Annotated in this window: 17 protein-coding genes; 16 read left to right on the forward strand and 1 reads right to left on the reverse strand. The window is 39.1% G+C overall.

Annotated elements, in window-relative coordinates; genetic code table 11:
• Window positions 1–70: 70 nt before the first annotated feature.
• On the reverse strand, window positions 71–1,054 hold the full coding sequence (locus tag HMPREF3106_RS03185; RefSeq protein ID WP_049554489.1) for an oxygen-dependent tRNA uridine(34) hydroxylase TrhO: 984 nt from the start codon (window positions 1,052–1,054) through the stop codon (window positions 71–73).
• A gap of 326 nt (window positions 1,055–1,380) precedes the next feature.
• Here HMPREF3106_RS03185 and HMPREF3106_RS03190 point away from each other — a divergent pair, with 326 nt between their 5' ends.
• The 16 genes from HMPREF3106_RS03190 (at window position 1,381) to HMPREF3106_RS03265 (ending at window position 18,034) form a co-directional block, all read left to right on the forward strand.
• Window positions 1,381–3,120 carry an ABC transporter ATP-binding protein gene (locus HMPREF3106_RS03190; RefSeq protein WP_070444379.1) on the forward strand — a complete coding sequence of 580 codons (1,740 nt, stop codon included), beginning with the start codon at window positions 1,381–1,383 and terminating at the stop codon, window positions 3,118–3,120.
• Complete coding sequence (locus tag HMPREF3106_RS03195) at window positions 3,117–4,856, forward strand: ABC transporter ATP-binding protein (protein WP_070444381.1); 1,740 nt, start codon at window positions 3,117–3,119, stop codon at window positions 4,854–4,856. Before HMPREF3106_RS03190 ends, HMPREF3106_RS03195 begins: the two co-directional genes overlap by 4 nt.
• A 156-nt stretch (window positions 4,857–5,012) precedes the next feature.
• Window positions 5,013–6,161, forward strand: a complete 1,149-nt coding sequence (locus HMPREF3106_RS03200) for an amidohydrolase (protein WP_070444383.1) — start codon at window positions 5,013–5,015, stop codon at window positions 6,159–6,161.
• A 1-nt stretch (window position 6,162) separates the two neighbouring features.
• Window positions 6,163–6,849 carry an NAD(P)H-dependent oxidoreductase gene (locus HMPREF3106_RS03205; protein ID WP_070444385.1) on the forward strand — a complete coding sequence of 229 codons (687 nt, stop codon included), beginning with the start codon at window positions 6,163–6,165 and terminating at the stop codon, window positions 6,847–6,849.
• Window positions 6,836–7,015 carry a hypothetical protein gene (locus HMPREF3106_RS03210; protein WP_070444387.1) on the forward strand — a complete coding sequence of 60 codons (180 nt, stop codon included), beginning with the start codon at window positions 6,836–6,838 and terminating at the stop codon, window positions 7,013–7,015. The genes HMPREF3106_RS03205 and HMPREF3106_RS03210 overlap by 14 nt, the downstream gene beginning before the upstream one ends.
• 11 nt (window positions 7,016–7,026) lie before the next feature.
• Entirely contained in the window at window positions 7,027–7,629 is a 603-nt protein-coding gene (locus tag HMPREF3106_RS03215; RefSeq protein ID WP_070444389.1) for a YczE/YyaS/YitT family protein, read from the forward strand.
• A gap of 207 nt (window positions 7,630–7,836) precedes the next feature.
• The gene (locus tag HMPREF3106_RS03220; protein ID WP_005607201.1) at window positions 7,837–9,186 is read left to right on the forward strand and encodes a carbohydrate ABC transporter substrate-binding protein; all 1,350 of its coding nucleotides are present in this window, start codon (window positions 7,837–7,839) and stop codon (window positions 9,184–9,186) included.
• A gap of 110 nt (window positions 9,187–9,296) precedes the next feature.
• A complete protein-coding gene (locus tag HMPREF3106_RS03225) occupies window positions 9,297–10,181 on the forward strand; it encodes a carbohydrate ABC transporter permease (protein ID WP_005607200.1) in 885 nt (294 codons plus the stop codon).
• A gap of 11 nt (window positions 10,182–10,192) precedes the next feature.
• Window positions 10,193–11,071, forward strand: coding sequence for a carbohydrate ABC transporter permease (locus tag HMPREF3106_RS03230; RefSeq protein WP_005607199.1), 879 nt, complete (start codon window positions 10,193–10,195; stop codon window positions 11,069–11,071).
• A gap of 23 nt (window positions 11,072–11,094) precedes the next feature.
• Window positions 11,095–13,335, forward strand: coding sequence for a 1,3-beta-galactosyl-N-acetylhexosamine phosphorylase (gene gnpA, locus HMPREF3106_RS03235; protein WP_070444391.1), 2,241 nt, complete (start codon window positions 11,095–11,097; stop codon window positions 13,333–13,335).
• On the forward strand, window positions 13,332–13,514 hold the full coding sequence (locus tag HMPREF3106_RS03240; RefSeq protein WP_065427280.1) for a DUF6903 family protein: 183 nt from the start codon (window positions 13,332–13,334) through the stop codon (window positions 13,512–13,514). The genes gnpA and HMPREF3106_RS03240 overlap by 4 nt, the downstream gene beginning before the upstream one ends.
• A gap of 620 nt (window positions 13,515–14,134) precedes the next feature.
• On the forward strand, window positions 14,135–14,782 hold the full coding sequence (tmk, locus tag HMPREF3106_RS03245; protein WP_049554508.1) for a dTMP kinase: 648 nt from the start codon (window positions 14,135–14,137) through the stop codon (window positions 14,780–14,782).
• Window positions 14,783–14,793: 11 nt separating this feature from the next.
• Window positions 14,794–15,123 (forward strand): cyclic-di-AMP receptor, encoded by a 330-nt coding sequence (locus tag HMPREF3106_RS03250; RefSeq protein WP_005607194.1) that lies wholly within the window; start codon window positions 14,794–14,796, stop codon window positions 15,121–15,123.
• A 1-nt stretch (window position 15,124) separates the two neighbouring features.
• Window positions 15,125–16,084 carry a DNA polymerase III subunit delta' gene (holB, locus tag HMPREF3106_RS03255; protein ID WP_070444393.1) on the forward strand — a complete coding sequence of 320 codons (960 nt, stop codon included), beginning with the start codon at window positions 15,125–15,127 and terminating at the stop codon, window positions 16,082–16,084.
• Between the two features lie 19 nt (window positions 16,085–16,103).
• The gene (locus HMPREF3106_RS03260; protein ID WP_005607192.1) at window positions 16,104–16,448 is read left to right on the forward strand and encodes a DNA replication initiation control protein YabA; all 345 of its coding nucleotides are present in this window, start codon (window positions 16,104–16,106) and stop codon (window positions 16,446–16,448) included.
• A gap of 122 nt (window positions 16,449–16,570) precedes the next feature.
• Window positions 16,571–18,034, forward strand: a complete 1,464-nt coding sequence (locus tag HMPREF3106_RS03265) for a manganese-dependent arylsulfatase (RefSeq protein ID WP_039849197.1) — start codon at window positions 16,571–16,573, stop codon at window positions 18,032–18,034.

An 18,034-nucleotide genomic window follows, 5' to 3' on the forward strand; every position in this document is an offset into this window, starting at 1 on the left:
AAATCCGCAAGATTCTTTGGAATCCATACACAATCAATCAAACCAAAAATGTTTTAGATTGTTCATCAAATTAAGCATTTACTGTATCTAGTTCTTCGCCAATGGCTTGAAGACGAGAGACAACTTCTTCTAGTGATAGATTGTGCTCTTGTACGTAGCGGTTGCGTGGGTGAACACGGCATTCATGGCAGCAACCACGTAAGTATTTGTCTTCGTTTTCTTCAGAAGCTAAGATACGACGGTTACATTCTGGGTTACCACAGTTTACGTAACGTTCGCAAGGTGTACCATCGAACCAGTCTTTCCCGATAACCACTGGGTCTACGTGGTTGATGTCAACAGCGATACGCTCATCGAATACGTACATTTTTCCATCCCATAATTCGCCTTGAACTTCTGGGTCTTTTCCGTAAGTTGCGATACCACCGTGTAATTGACCAACATCTTTGTAGCCTTCACGAACCATCCAGCCAGAGAATTTCTCACAGCGAACGCCACCTGTACAGTAAACAACGACACGTTTGTCCATGAATTTCTCTTTGTTATCGCGAACCCATTGTGGTAATTCACGGAAGTTGCGAATGTCAGGACGGATTGCACCGCGGAAGTGACCTAGGTCGTATTCGTAGTCGTTACGAGTGTCTAGTACAACAGTGTTTTCGTCTAAAAGAGCTTCCTTGAATTCTTTTGGAGAAAGGTAAGCACCTGTTGTTTCTAATGGGTTAATATCGTTATCGAAGTCGTTGTCCTCTAAACCAAGGTGTACGATTTCTTTTTTGTAACGAACGAACATCTTCTTGAAGGCTTGCTCGTTTTCTTCGTCGATTTTAAACCATAAGTCTTCCATGCCAGGAAGAGAGTGTACATAGTCCATATATTTTTGAGTGGTTTCATAATCACCAGATACAGTTCCGTTGATTCCTTCGTCAGCGACAAGGATACGTCCTTTTAATCCGATTGATTTGCAGAATGCTAAATGATCTGCAGCGAATTGTTCCGCATTCTCGATTGGAACGTATTTATAATAAAGTAAAACACGAATATCTTTTGCCATATTGTAGTTCTTTCATCCTTTTCTAGTTTGTAATGGTTCTATTGTAACCGTATTGAGAACCATTATCAATGAATTCGATTGTGAAAATCTTCGAAAGGTATTGACATGACAGCGATTTAAGGTATAATTTCAGATGTAACATAAAATTTTGAGAGATTGGAGGAGAAATCAATGAACAACTTAGTAGTAAAACGAGTGAATAGAATGATGAACCTTCCAATTCAAGTGATTCAGTTATAGCGCATTTTTTAGAAATGATTAGGAATGAAGCTGTTACTTTTTCCATGCATGGGGAAGGTAACGGCTTTTTTTGATGGAGGAAAACGATGAACACTTTTTTTAAGAGAATATTTAATTTTATTAAACAACATCCGGTGCGCTATATAGGAAGCCTTATCTTAATGATGGTGAGTAGCGTTGCGGTCATATACCCAGCTCGCATCATTGGACAAGTGGTGGACCAAATCGTAAAAGGGACACTGACAGCAGAATGGCTTATAGCGCAGCTCGTAGTTCTAGTTGGGGTAATTGCTGTGGCTTATGCAGCGGAGAGCGCTTGGACGTACATGATTTTTATTGGGTACTACGAGATTCAGCAGGACTTGCGTGTAAAATTGCTACGAAATAATTTGCGAAAAAAAATTCCTTTTTATGCGCATTTTCGAACTGGTGACATTATCACTCGAAGTAGCGAGGATGTGTCGACTATGGGAGAGGTTATGGGATTTGGTACATATGCGACGCTGAACTCCTCCTTTATGCTGATTGTAACGCTTTCGATGATGATTACGACAGTTTCATTACCGTTAACAATTGCGGCTCTCATACCAATGCCGATTTTGTCGTATTTTGTCTATAAATGGGGCTATGAAGTTGAAGGAGAATATAGTAATGCGCAAGCCGCGGTCTCTGAATTAAATAATGAAGTACTTGAAATGATTGACGGAAACTATGTGGTGCGTGCTTATGGTCAAGAAGAGGCGATGATTGGTGCCTTTCGCGAAAAGACAGAAGTCGCTATGAAGAAAAATATCCGTGTTGGAGAACTGGATTCCCGCTTTATGCCGCTTGCAGAATTTATCGCGATGTTGAGCTTTATTATTGGAATCTCATATGGTGGTTATCTCGTTTCCCATGGAGCAATTCAAGTAGGGGATGTCATTGCTTTTCAAGTATATATGAGTTCGATTATGTGGCCGATTTTTCTACTTGGCGATATTTTGTCGACTTATAAACGTGGAAAAGTTGCCTCCTCACGGATTCAAGAATTAGAAGTTTATGACGATGGATTAGAACGTGGAGGCCAGCGCACTCTTAGACGAATAGAGTCAATCGAATTCCAGCAGTTTTCGTTCACTTATCCAGGGGAAGAACAACCAATGCTGAAGGAGATTGATGTGAAGATCGGCGAAGGTGAAACACTCGGTATTGTTGGGAAAACAGGTTCTGGAAAGACTACTTTATTAACGCAACTTTTACATCAGTTTCCATATAACGGACAGCATATTTCGATAAATGATGTACCTTTTGTAGAGTATCGAGAAAATGATGTTGCACATCAGATTGCTTATGTACCGCAAGAACATATCCTTTTCTCGCGTTCAATTCGGGAGAATATGTATTTTGGAAAAGCAAATGTAACAGATGATGAAATCTGGGTTGCGTTAAAGCTTGCAGCTTTTGACAAGGATGTGAGACGCATGCCAGAAGGTCTTGATACAATTGTTGGCGAAAAAGGAGTCTCGCTCAGTGGAGGACAAAAGCAACGTCTATCAATTGCGAGGGCACTACTTCGAAATAGGGAATGTTTGATTTTAGATGATGCGCTCTCAGCCGTTGACGCAAAGACGGAACGTGAGATAATTGAGCACCTTCAAGCTGAACGAAAAGAGGGGATCAATTTAATTGCGTCACACCGACTTTCCGCAATTCGTCATGCCAATGAAATTATTGTATTGAGTGAAGGACGTATTATCGAACGTGGAACACATGAAGAGTTGCTTGACCAAAAAGGATGGTATTACGAGCAATATAATATTCAAGAACTAGAGGAGGAATTCGAATGAAGACGTTTAGACGCTTACTTAGTTATTTGAAATATGAAATACGCCCATTCGTACTCGGATTGTTTCTTCTATTAGTATCCACGATTGCGACGCTAACGGGGCCAATCATCGCTAAATATCTCATTGACCAGGTGATTACACCGATGGAACAAACGCGTGTATTCGAGTGGGAAACTTTGCTACAAGGGATAGGACTTTACTTTGTCGTGACAGGTATTGGCTATCTTTGCGTTTACTTGAACCGGGTTGTCATGAAAAACCTTTCGAATCGAATCGCAAAACGTCTGCGGGACGAAGTTTTTGAGCATGTCCAAACATTACCAATTTCGTATTTTGATCACTTGCCTGCCGGGAAAGTCGTATCTCGTATTACGAGTGATACGGAATCCGTCCGTGCGAATTTTTATGTGACGGGTATTTCGACATTACTGAGTACGATTGTGACACTTATTGGGGTATATATTGCTATTTTTATGCTACATGCAGGACTAGCAGCAGCTCTTCTAGTGCTTATTCCGTTGATGCTTCTATGGCAAAAGACAATCGCTCAACTACAGCGCAAACTATTTTCGCAAAATCGAGAATTATATAGTCAGCTCAGTGGTCAATTGAATGAATCCCTTCAAGGAGCGGTGATTGTCCAGGCGTTTCAACAAGAAGAGACGATTATCAACGAGTATGAAGAAAAGAACAAAGAATGGGCTCGTGTAGGGCATAGCGAGTTGAGGTTAGATGCGTTTTTCTCGTGGAGTCTTGTCGCTCTTTTGAAAAATATAACACTGTTTTGTATCGTATATTTCTTTAGCATGCAATTTATCGGAGGAACACTTGGAATTTCAGCGGGGCTCCTCTATGCCTTTATCGATTATGTCAATCGAATATACGAACCGATTCAGACGTTCATGAATATCGTCTCCGGGTTGCAGCAATCAATGGCTGCTGGTGACCGTGTGTTTGAACTAATGGATACACCGAGCGAGGAATCGGGAGAAGAGCTCTTCACGTTTGATGAAGGATGTATCGAATTTAAAGATGTGAGTTTTGAGTACACAGCGGGAGTTCCTGTGTTGAAACACTTGAATTTCACGGTAGAACCAGGGCAGACGGTTGCTTTTGTCGGACATACTGGTTCAGGGAAATCATCCATTATGAACTTACTGTTTCGCTTCTACGACCCAACGAGTGGTGCTATCTTCATCGATGGCAAAAACACGCGTGACTTTAACAGACGTAGTGTTCGAAGCGAGATGGGAATCGTTCTTCAAGATCCGTACCTCTTTACAGGAACGATTGCTTCAAATGTAGGGCTCAACAATGAATCGATTGAGCCTGAGACGATAAAAGAGGCGATTATTAAAGTGGGTGGAGGTCATCTACTTACGAAGAGTGACAAGGGCTTGGACTACGAGGTGAAAGAAAAAGGAATGGATTTCTCTTCAGGAGAACGCCAACTGATTTCGTTTGCTCGTGCGATCGTCTTTGACCCGAAAATCTTAATTTTAGACGAGGCAACTTCGCATATCGATACCGAGACAGAAGAGATTATTCAGAATGCAATTAATGTCGTCAAAGAAGGGCGTACAACGTTTATGATTGCTCACCGACTTTCTACGATTGCTCATGCTGACCAAATTTTTGTGTTAGATAAGGGAGAAATTGTGGAACGTGGAACGCATGATGAATTACTTCAACTGCAAGGTCAATATGCCGAAATGGTCGCACTTCAAAAAGGTTAATGTATAAAAAATACAAGACGCTGTTTCCTTTGAAACAGTGTCTTTTCTTTCGTAGCGGTCAACTTTATTTTTTTAGTGTTTTTTCAAGGGAATTCATGGTGCATTACGCCTCTTAGTTTGTTACAATGTGTAGGAAACTGATTGAGGAGAGAACGTATGATTACGAAAGAAGTTATTGAACGTGCAACAACGCACCGCCGCCATTTACATATGTATCCAGAAGTATCCGGAACGGAAGTCGAAACGACTCGCTATATCCGCGAAGCCCTAGAAGCAATGGGACTTACATGCTGGGATTTAAAGTCTAAAACAGGAGTGGTTGCAGAACTCGGAAACGGTGAGGGACCAACATTAGCCTTACGTGCCGACATCGACGCTTTACCGATTGTAGAACAAACAGGATTAGACTATGCTTCGAAAAATGAAGGAGCGATGCATGCGTGTGGACATGATTTCCATACCGCAAGCTTGCTGGGAGCCGTTCAAGTATTGAAAGAGCAAGAAGCGAGCTTAAAAGGAAAAGTTCGTTTTATTTTCCAACCGGCAGAAGAGAGTAACCGTGGAGCACGCGCATTGATTTCTGAAGGTGTGCTCGATGGAGTGGACGCGATTATTGGATTCCATAACAAACCAGAACTTCCAGTTGGAACGATTGGTGTGAAGGAAGGTCCACTCATGGCTGCAGTTGGTCAATTCAAAGCCGAAATTACAGGGGTAGGGACGCACGCCGCAGCACCGCATAACGGGAACGACCCTATCGTTACGGCCTGCCAAGTAATTGCTAACGCCCAAGCGATTGTCGCTCGTCATACTTCTCCACTTGAACCAGTGGTACTAAGCGTATCGCATATCGAAGCGGGGAATACTTGGAATGTGATTCCGGAGAAAGTATTTTTTGAAGGAACGATTCGCACCTTTAATAAAGAAGTTGAGCGACAAATGACGGAGCAATTCGAGAAGATGATTGTTCAAACAGCGGATGTATATGGACAAAAAGGAAGTATTGAATGGATTTTAACGCCGCCAGTCGTGCATAATGACGTAGAAATTACAAAAGTAGTGAGACGTACAACTGAGAAATTTGCAACAGTGGTAACCCCACAAGTAACTTTAGGAGCAGAAGATTTTGCCAATTATATGGAACATGTTCCAGGATGTTTTGTCTTTATTGGAACAGGTTGCCCTCGCGAATGGCATCACCCAGCGTTCTTGGTGGATGATGCAGCATTACCGTTTGCGATTCAATATTTTGTGGACAATACGAATGCACTTTTAGAAGTTCTTTCACAGAAAGGAAACGCGTAATATGAAAACAATGGTGGTCATTAGCCATCCAACGATTCAAACCTCATCGAGCCAACAATTTTTCCTAGCAACGTTAAAAGGCGAAGAAGCTGTAACGATTCGCTACATGGATGAAGTATGGAGTGAGAGAAAACCTCATTTTACAAGAGCGACTGAAGAAAAAGCACTGTTAGAAAGTGGAGCCAAAAGACTCATTCTTCAATTCCCGATGTATTGGTACCAAGCACCTGCTGTCATGAAGGAATGGATCGATACGGTGATGAGTAAGAGTGCGCCTTTTGCTAAGCAAATTAAAGAACTCGGAATCGTTGTAACACTTGGGGTGAAAGAAGAAGCCTTCCGTGCAGGAGGGAAAGAGCAATTTACGATTTCGGAACTTATGCGTCCATTCCAAGCGTTAGCAAATGCAATGGGTTGGAAGTATTTACCGATTTTTGAAGTCCATCAATTTGATTATAAGACTGAAGTTGCTAAACAAACGTTACTCGTGGAATATTTACAATATGTGACGAAAGAACATCACGGAACATTAAAAAATATAGAAGATTGGTTTATCGAACGCGCACAATCAATGAAAGGTGCCGAGTGGGAACAAATCGCAGAGTGGATCAAAGAGAATCAGGATGAAAGACTGGAACTCGAAATGCATCTGAGTGATTGGGAGGAGAGCCAATATGGAGATTATTGAGAAGATTGGGTTACTTGATGCATGGATTGCGGAAGAAAAAGAGTATAAAGAACGCGCTTTGCTTGTGGCTGCAAAAACTCTTCTTTTAGAACAAGCAAAACGAATTGAACAAGCACATGGAGAGTTAGACGGGCGGATGTGGAGTCCAGAAAACTGGTCCAAATAAGGAGAATGAGATTGAAAATAGATAAATTAGGACTACGATTAGTTTTATTAGTCATTTCCTGTTTTTTAATCGGGCTAGGTGCAAAGATGGCTGGTTCGAGTACATTAGGAGCTGACGTTGTCGTTCTTGTGTGGGAAGGATTAAATCGCACCTTTGGGGTTAGTATGGCAATGAGTAACATCATTGTTTCTCTGGTATTCCTGGCGATTACGCTCAGTATTAACTGGAGATATATTGGATTTGGTACGGTGGTAGGGATGTTCTTGCAAAGTTTCTTTATTGACCTGTTCGATTTTAGAGCACTTGCCGAAATGGATATCACCATAAAAATAATTGCGATGGTTGTAGGGATTGCGTTAATTGCCATAGGATGTGCCGTCTATGCCTTAGCAGAACTTGGGGTTGGACCTTATATCGCTGCAACCCTTGCCTTACACGAAAAATTCAAAACGTCTATACCGCGAAACAAATTCTTAATTGATGCTAGTTGTGTGATTATCGCAGCTATTATGGGACAATGGCCAACGATTGGACCAGTTGTTTCACTAGTAATTAGTGGAGTGATTATGGACCAGACAATGGTGATTTTGAAAAAATTGCTTCCCATTAAATAAGAAAGCATATCCTATTTGCAGGAGGAGTACTCTTGTAAATAGGATTTAATTTTTTATAAACAAAAAGAAAAATGAAAATTTTGATGGTATCGTTTTCTAAGACAGCAAAATAGTACAAGTCGAAAGCAAAATAGTTATTGTGAAAGCGGTTTTTCCATAGTAAACTGAAGGTGTCTTAAAAAGTAATAGAAACTAGGGGGAGACAACATGAAAAAGAAAGTATTACTATCAAGTGCAGCGTTATTAGCAAGTGTAACTTTAGCAGCTTGCGGAAATAACAGCAATAACACTAGTAAGGCGGATTCAACAACTAAAGCAGAAAGTAAAGAGAAAACAACTCTTAAATTAGCAGCTTTAGAAAGTGGTTATGGTTCAGAAATGTGGCCAGCAATCATCAAAGCTTATGAAGAAGCAAATCCAAACGTAAAGGTGGAATTGACTCAAGATAAAGAAATTGAAGATAAAATCACGCCTCAAATGAAAGCAGGAGATTATCCAGATATCGTAATGCTTGCATTAGGACGTAAACAAGCATTACCAGAAACTTTAATTAAAGATAAAGCATTAGCTGATTTAACAGACTTATTCGACATGAAAGTATATGGCGAAGATAAAAAAGTTTCTGAAAAATTATTAAACAATGTATTAGGATCTACAGTAACTGACCCTTATGGAGATGGAAAACACTACTTAGCACCAATGTTCTACGCTCCAACAGGATTATTCTACAACGAAGGATTATTCAAATCTAAAGGTTGGGAAGTTCCAAAAGATGTTGCTGGTATGAAAGAATTAGCTGAAAAAGCTAAGAAAGAAAACATTTCACTATTCACTTATCCAACTACAGGATACTTAGATAGCTTCTTCCCAGCATTATTAGCAAACGCTGGTGGTGTTGATTTATTCAACAAAGCAATGAAATATGAAACTGGTGTATTCACTTCTCCAGAAGCAACTAAAGCTTTTGAAGCAATGGGAACATTATTATCAAATGTTGAACCTTCAACAGTTGCAAATGCAAATAAACAAAGCTTCACTAAGAACCAACAATTAATCTTAGACAACAAAGCATTATTCATGCCTAACGGTACTTGGGTAGTTGGTGAAATGGCAAAAGCTCCTAGAGCTGATGGCTTCAAATGGGCTATGACTGCTGCTCCAGCAATCGAAAAAGGTGGCAAACGTTACGTTTACTCATTCTTCGAACACATTTGGGTTCCAAAAGAATCTAAGAATCAAGCAGCAGCTAAAGAATTCTTATCATTCTTGTACTCAGATAAAGCAGCTGAAATCTTTGCTAAATACAATGCAGCACAACCAATTCAAGGCGTAACAGCAAAATTACCAGAAGAATTGAAAGCATTATATAAAGTTGTAGATGAAGTAGATGGTGTTATTAATGGTAACTTCGTAGCTACTAAACCAGTTGAAGGTGTAAGCATGAAGGATACATTATATGGACAAATTGACTCTGTAGCATCTGGTCAAAAAACAATTGCTGAATGGCAAAAATCTGTTGAAGAAGTTAGCCAAAAGTTAAAAGCAGCAGTTCAATAATTCGATAGAAAGAATTAAATAGGAGTGGGATGCGAAGCAATTTTCAAGGGTGAAAATTCCTTCCACCCACTCTCATTTTATCTAAAAATGGTTGGAAAGAGGGCAGAACGATGAAAAATCGTAGAAAAAGAGAGAGAAATTTATTTATTCTCGTGTGTTTATTACCTGCACTAATTTTATTTTTTACGTTCATGATTTATCCAACAATTGAAGTATTCCGTATGTCACTTTTTAGATGGGGCGGATTTTCAAATAATAAGGAATTTGTTGGTTTAGATAATTTTAAAATTTTATGGATGGATGAAAACTTCTTTAGAACAATGCAAAATACAATCTTACTCATTGTAGTTGTAACGATCTTTACAGTTGTATTAGCAGTTGTTTTTGCAGCGATTCTTTCAACAGAAAAGATTCGTGGGAATAATTTGTTTAGAATCATTTTCTATATTCCTAATATTTTATCAATCGTAGTTATTGCAGGGATTTTATCAGCAGTATACGATCCAAAAGCAGGTCTATTAAATGCGATTTTACCAGAAGCATGGAATCGATTATGGCTTGGAGATCAAAGTATTGTCATTTATTCATTAGCTTTCGCACTCATTTGGCAAGCGATTGGATATTACATGGTAATGTACATGGCAGGGATGGCGAATATTCCAGCTAGCTTATATGAAGCTGCAGACCTTGATGGGGCAGGAAAAATTGGAAAATTCTTTAACGTTACATTGCCATTAATTTGGAACAGTATTCGTACAACATTAACATTCTTCATTATTAGTACGATTAACTTAAGTTTCTTACTTGTACAAATCTTGACAGACGGTGGACCAGACGGATCTACGGAAGTGTTCTTAAGCTACATGTTCAAACAAGCTTATACAAACTCTTCATACGGATACGGTATGGCCATCGGGGTAGTTGTCTTTATATTCTCATTTGGATTATCCGGTATCGTAAGTCATATTACGAAACGCGATATTCTTGAATACTAGGAGGGGAGATCATGAAAGGACAAACACGTTCATTTGAAAAGCTTTATAAGGCTTTCATCTATGTTGCGCTAATTACATTAGCGATTAGTATTATTGTACCTGTCGGATGGGTCTTCTTAGCTTCTATTAAAGAAAATAGAGAATTTTATGGTTCGCCATGGACCTTGCCAGAAGGTTTCTACTGGCAAAACTTTTTAGATGCTTGGAATAAGGCGAAAATGGGAGATTACTTGCTCAACTCCGTTATTGTTACGGCTTTAGCATTGGTTATTTTAGTAGTAGTGGCGATTCCATCTTCTTATGTATTAGCTCGTTATAAATTCCCAGGAAGTCGATTCGTGAATTCATTGCTAAAAGGTGGATTATTCATCAATGTAAACTACATTGTGGTGCCAATCTTCTTAATGTTACTCGACTGGGATAAGGGACTAAAAGGCCTTGGAATTAACGGCTTCTTCCTAAATAATATTTTTGTCTTAGCTGTAGTCTATGCTGCGACATCATTGCCATTCACGATTTACTTATTATCGAATTTCTTCAAAACATTACCGACAACCTTTGAAGAAGCAGCATCGATTGACGGTGCAGGATATTTCACAACAATGCTTCGTGTAATGACACCAATGGCACGACCAAGTATTATCACAGTAATTTTGTTTAATTTCCTTTCTTTCTGGAATGAATACATTATTGCTTTGACGTTGATGCCAGGTAAAAATCAAACACTTCCTGTAGGACTTAAGAACTTACTTCAAGCACAACGTGGTGCGGCAGAATATGGTCAAATGTACGCAGGGATGGTAATCGTAATGTTACCAACATTGATTTTATATATTTTAGTTCAAAATAAATTAACACAAGGGATGACATTGGGAGGCTCGAAAGAGTAGTCGTCATCGCAGGAGGAGAGTATATGGGTAAAACAAAAGGGCGTTTAACCCTACCAAGTGAATCTAATTTTTTAGAGCAAACAAAAGAATTACTCGAGCGTTGGGGTGCCGATGCCATTCGTGATAGTGATGGAACAAAACTTGATGAAGCCACTAAACAATTAGACGCAAAAATTTATACAACGTATTTTGTAGCACGAAATCACAATGATTTTATTAAAGATTATATGGAAGAGTGTCAACAAATTTTCGTGATGTCTAAGTTTTGGTTAGCAACTGAAGAAACATTAACGATTCCATTTATGGAAGGGTACTTTGAAGATCAAGTTCAACCGGATTATGTGCATGATCCAAAAAAATATTGGGAAGTCATTGACCGTACAACAGGAGAAGTTGTGCCGGTAGAACGTTGGTCGATTAACCAAGAAAATAATACGGTTACCATCGAAGGGACAAAACCTTTCCATGAATATACAGTGTCGTTTCTAGTGTATGCGATTTGGGATCCAACACAAATGTACAATCATATTACGAATAACTGGGGAGATGTTCCTCATGATATTCCTTTTGATGTACGTGGACCGCATTCAAATCAATTTATGCATGATTATTTAAAACAATGGTTAAAAGAGAATCCGGATACAGATGTGGTTCGTTTCACAACGTTCTTCTATCATTTCACATTGATTTTCAACAACTTAGGAAAAGAAAAATTTGTGGACTGGTTTGGGTATGGTGCTAGCGTTTCAGTCGCAGCGCTAGAAGCTTTTGCCAAGGAAAAAGGCTATCGCTTAAGAGCCGAAGATATTGTGGATGAAGGGTATTACAACTCAACATTCCGTACACCAAGTAAAGCGTACTTAGACTATATCGACTTCATTCAAGCATTTGTTGCCAGAGAAGCCAAAAAACTAGTCGACGAAGTACACGATGCTGGTAAAGAAGCGATGATGTTCTTAGGAGATAACTGGATTGGAACTGAACCATATGGACCATACTTCGAACAAATCGGATTAGATGCAGTGGTTGGTTCTGTCGGCGGCGGAGCAACTCTTCGTATGATTTCAGATATTCCACACGTAAAATATACAGAAGGAAGATTCTTACCATACTTCTTCCCAGATGTATTCCGTGAAGGCAATGATCCTACGATTGAAGCCAATAAAAACTGGTTATCCGCAAGACGTGCGATCATGCGTAACCCTGTAGACCGTATCGGATACGGTGGTTATTTAAGTCTTGCATACAAATTCCCTAAATTTGTCGACTACATTGAACATGTAACAGATGAATTTAGAGAAATATACGATATCGTTAAACATACAAAACCATATACTGGTTTGAAAGTAGCTATCTTAAACGCATGGGGTCGTTTAAGAACATGGCAATCACATATGGTTGCCCATGAACTTCCATATAAACAAATCTATTCTTACCTTGGAATTATGGAAGCATTAAGTGGAGCTAGTGTGGACGTAAGCTTCATCAGCTTTGACGATATCATTCATGATGGAGTTCCAGAAGGTGTCGATGTCATCATCAACGCGGGAGATGTCGGAACTTCATTTAGCGGTGGAGAGGTTTGGAAGAATGAGACACTCATTACACGGATTCGTGAATTCGTGTATAATGGTGGAGGATTTATCGGAGTTGGGGAACCAACAGCCGTTCATCACCAAGGAAGATTCTTCCAACTTGGAGATATTTTGGGCGTTGAAAGAGAAATGGGATATAGCCTTTCAACAGATAAATATTTTACTAAAGAATTGAAAGAACACTTTATTATCGAAGATATTGAAGATGTTCATAAGATTGACTTTGGGGAAAATATTAAAAACGTGTATGGCTTAACGAGTGCAACAGAAGTACTTGAGTTTAGCAATCCGAAAGTGAGCGCAGGTGGCGTTGAAGAAGGAATCGTTCTTCCAGCTAATGCCGAAGGAAAAGAATTCGGGGAAATCCATCTTGCAGCGAATCCATACGGAAAAGGTCGTGGGGTGTACATCGCAGGACTTCCATACACACCAGAAAATACAAGATTATTAATGCGTGCGTTATTCTACGCAGCGAATAAAGAAAGTGAATTAACAAAATGGTATGCAAATAATCCATTAGTCGAAGTACATGCTTATCCTGAAAAAGGAGTGTATGCGATTGTGAATAATACGAATGAAGCACAATCGACACTTGTTTATGATGGTGAAGGAGTATCTAGAACAGTGGAACTTGAGCCAAGTGAAATTAGATGGGAGAAGATATCATGAATCCTAAAGTAAAAAATTGGATCCGCTTCGTATTGATGTTGGTATTCTTTTATGTAGTTATTTTGGGGCATCAGATGGTTGGAAAAGAAGGCGTGGCTACAATGTTAGTTGGTCTTGCTGGATTACTTCTCTTGCTATGGGATTACAATCGTCCGTACTCAAAATCGATGAAACGGTAATAAAACTTAACTAGGAACAGGGGCTTGTTTACAAACAAGCCCCTGTTCTTTTGTGCATAAACACAATATTTAAAAATAAAATAATACAAACCTGAGGTTTGTGATTACTTCAAGGATTTGTGGGTTCGTTTTATAGTAGCTGTAATGAGGGACCGGTTCGAGCCAAGGTCTCTCACCTTCAAAGTTCAAAATGGGAGTAAGGGATAAATCCCCAACTCCCATTTATTCACCTTTGATCCTAATTCCCATTACTGCTACTATAAGAACCCAACAAATCCTCTTTGTAATCACAGTGCTTTTAAATATTGTGTCCTGCCAAGAAAGGGAGATGGTGGAGGAGGATAAAAGGGACCGGTTCGAGCCAAGGTCTCTCACCTTCAAAGTTCAAAATGGGAGTAAGGGATAAATCCCCAACTCCTATTTATTCACTTTAATCCTTTTTTCTTTTACTGCTACTATAAGAACCCGACAAATCCTCTTCGTAATCACAGTGTCTTTAAATATTGTATCTTGCGAAGAAAGTGGATGGAAATCTGGTAAATCTGATGGGAATTTGGTTTATTATAAGAGGAAAATAGCGTATAATAAAAAGAAGATATTGAAAGGGATGGAGGATAACTATGGAAGGATTGTTTATTACAATGGAAGGGCCGGATGGTGCTGGGAAAACAACAGTCATCAATCAACTGATTCCTTTGTTACAAAAACATGCCTTAGTGGATATCGTTTCAACAAGAGAGCCTGGTGGAAGTCGTATTGCGGAAGATATTCGGAAAGTGATTCTGGATGTGAATAATACCGAAATGGACGAAAGAACAGAAGCCATTTTATATGCAGCAGGACGCCGTCAGCACTTAAAAGATCGTATTTTACCGAATTTGGAAAAAGGGAACATTGTATTTTGTGACCGATTTGTAGATAGCTCATTAGTGTATCAAGGGGTTGCTCGTGGCATTGGAGTAGAGGAAGTAGCTGAACTGAATCGATTTGCCACAGATGGACTTTCGCCGAGTACGACACTGTATTTAGATGTGCCTGCCGAAGTTGGTTTAGAGCGAATTCATAAAGCAAGAGGCAATCGTCAGTTTGATCGATTAGACCAAGAAGGTTTGAGTTTCCATACGATGGTTCGAGAAGGGTATTTAGCGTTACTAGAGAAATACCCTGAAAGAATGGTTTCCATTGATGCGACTCAAACGATTGAAGAAGTGGTTAATGAGTGTTTCAAAGTGTTAGTAGAACGTTACCCAAATTATTTTACAAGATAGGAGAATGAAAAATGAAATTATTAATTGCTATTGTACAAGATAAAGATGCACATTTATTAGGAGATGAGTTCGCACAAGCTAATATTCGTGCCACTCGTCTATCAACAACTGGGGGATTCCTACGTGCAGGAAATACGACTTTCCTAATCGGTATCGAAGAAGAAAGAGTGGATGAAGCATTAGATATCATTAAAGAAAACTGTCAATCACGTGAACAAATGACGATTCCTCCTGTTCATATTGATAGCATGTTAGATAGCGCAATTGCTACACCAGTTTCTGTTCGAGTAGGTGGGGCTACGGTATTTGTTTTACCAGTAGACTCATTCTTACGTTTCTAAGATGAAAAAGAAGCAAGAAGCATTTATTCGTACCATTGATAATGGGCAATTCAGCCATGCCTATTTGTTCGAAGGAGCAAAAGGGATTGGAAAATCGGAAATGGCGAAAGAAATTGCTAAAATACTAAACTGTACGAATCGAAACGTTGGAGAAGGTGCTTGTCAGGTTTGCGAACATTGTCTGCGAATTGAGCATGGAAACTTTCCCGATTATATCGTTGTGGAGCCAGAAGGGACTACGATCAAAGTAGATCAAATCCGTTCCTTAAAGGCGCAATTAACCAAAACAGCAATGGAATCGAGTGCAATTATTTGTGTGATTCATGCGGTAGATACATTGACTCCAGGTGCTGCCAATAGCTTACTAAAATTTTTAGAAGAACCGACAGGAAACATTCACTTTATTTTATTGACGGAGCAATTAAGCAAAGTGCTTATTACTATTCAATCTCGTTGCCAAATTATCAGGTTTCAATCCAATCAAGAGGACACAGTGAATGGGCTTTTAAAGGAAAAAGGTGCCTCTAATGCAACTGCTCAGTTAGTATCACAGTTAACCAATAGTGCCGATCAAGCCCTATTATTACTTGAAAGTGAAAGCTTTGGACAAATCCGTCAAGAAAGTTGGAATTGGTTTGTTCGTATCTTTACGAATCGAGCGATGACTTTTATTACGATTCAATCGCAAGTTCTTCCGTTGTTAGTTTCTAAAGTAGAAAGTGAGCAATTTTTAACGTTATTGCAGCTCTATATACGAGATGCACTTCTTTGTGCGCAAGGGTTAGAAGGACAACTAATTCAAAGTGATAAGATTGCAACCGTAAAAACCATTGCTGGAAAACTGAGTGTGAAGCAATGGATTCAAGAACATGAAAAAATGACAAAGGCTCTCTCCAAAATACAATCCAATGTAGGAGTTCAGGCCGTATTAGAACAATGGGTTTTACAAATCCCAAAATGAAGAAAGAGGAGGTGCGTGAATGCCAAATAGACAGTTATATGATCGAATCGAGAAATTAACGAAACAAACATTATTACAACTGCATGAGCTAGAGCAGATTTCTTTGGAATTACAAAAGGTCATAGAAGAAAATCATAATTTGATTATGGAAAATCACCACTTGAAAGATCGCTTGGATGCGATGAATTCAAGCACGCACATCTCGAATCAAGTCGTTGAGAAAAAAGAACGTAGTCAATCTGTGATTAATTTAGAGAATATTTATAATCAAGGGTTCCATATTTGTAATTTATATTATGGAAAACGTAGAGAAAATGACGAGAATTGCATGTTTTGCACCGAAATCTTATTTGGTGAACATTAAATCTTGGAAGAAAGCAAGATAGTCATAGAAAATACCAATAAAATCATCAAGAGAGCCTATCGAAGGATAGGCTCTTTTGTTATAATAAGAGTGACTTTGTTTTATAGATGGAGGATAAAAAGATGGTAAGACAAGATAAAAAACCAAATGTCATCTTAATTGTCGTGGACCAAATGCGTTCCGATGCATTGTCGATAAACCGCGAAGATGATTTAGTGGTTACACCAACATTAGATATGATGGCTAGTATGGGCTATAACTTTGAAAATGCGTATTCTCCCGTACCAAGTTGCGTACCGGCAAGAGCAGCCCTTTTAACAGGGATGGATCAAGCTTCGAATGGTCGTGTAGGCTATGAGGATGAAGTTCCTTGGAACTATACGAACACCCTTCCTCAAACCTTCAAAGATTTGGGGTATCAAACGGAATGTATCGGGAAAATGCATGTGTATCCAAGTCGTAAACGATTAGGATTTGATCATGTTCTCTTACATGATGGGTATTTACATGTCGACCGTAAGTACAATAAAGCGTATGGAGAAACATTTGAACATTCGAGTGATTATTTAGACTGGATTAAAAAAGAACTTGGAAGCGATGCGGATATCATTGATGATGGAGCAAACTGTAATTCTTGGGATGTTCGTCCATTTGATTGGCCAGAAAAATATCATCCAACGAATTGGATTGTTAGCGAGAGTATTCGCTTCTTGAAGAGACGTGACCCAAGCGTTCCGTTTTTCTTGAAGATGTCGTTTGAGAAACCTCATGCGCCGTTAAATCCTCCTCAATACTTCTTTGATTTATATATGCAAAAGCTAGATGAAAATCTAGATTTACATATCGGAAACTGGGAAAAATTGGAAGAAAAAATTCCAAGTCTCTATGCGAAACGTGGCAAAATTCCTAAAGATGCTCAAAAGCGAATGATTGCTGCGTATTATGCGTTAATCACCCATATCGATAATCAATTAAGTCGCTTCCTAACGGCAGTGGAAGAGTTTGATTTATTAGAAAATACGATTTTTTGGTTTGTGAGTGACCACGGGGATCAGTTAGGGGAACACTATTTATTTAGAAAAGGATATCCATACCAAGGAAGCATTAAAATTCCAGCATTCATTTTCGACCCAGGTAACTTAATCGCTGGGACTAAGAAGAGTGTTAAACAACTCATCAAGATTCAGGACGTATTCCCTTCACTTGTCGAGTTAGCAACAGGCAATACCGTACAAACGGACGGAAAGAGTGTACGTCAATTATTATTTGGTGAATTTGCAGGATGGCGAAACGAATTCCACGGTGAACATAGCCTAGGCGTTGATTCAAGCCAATATATTTTAACCGATGAATGGAAATTTATATGGTTCCCTGTGACAAACGAGTTCCAATTATTTCATATGACGGAAGATCCAAATGAAAAATGGAATCTGATTGCTGAAGAAAAATATACTTCATTGATTCACGAATTTAAAGTGAAACTCGCTCGTTATTTGGAAGGACGAGAAGAAGGATTTGTTCAAGAAGGCAAACTTTGCCCAGTTCCATTAGAAAAAATTGTGTCTACATTAAAAGGAGGAGAGTAG

The organism is Granulicatella sp. HMSC31F03 (assembly GCF_001807725.1).
Classification (GTDB): Bacteria; Bacillota; Bacilli; order Lactobacillales; family Aerococcaceae; genus Granulicatella; species Granulicatella adiacens.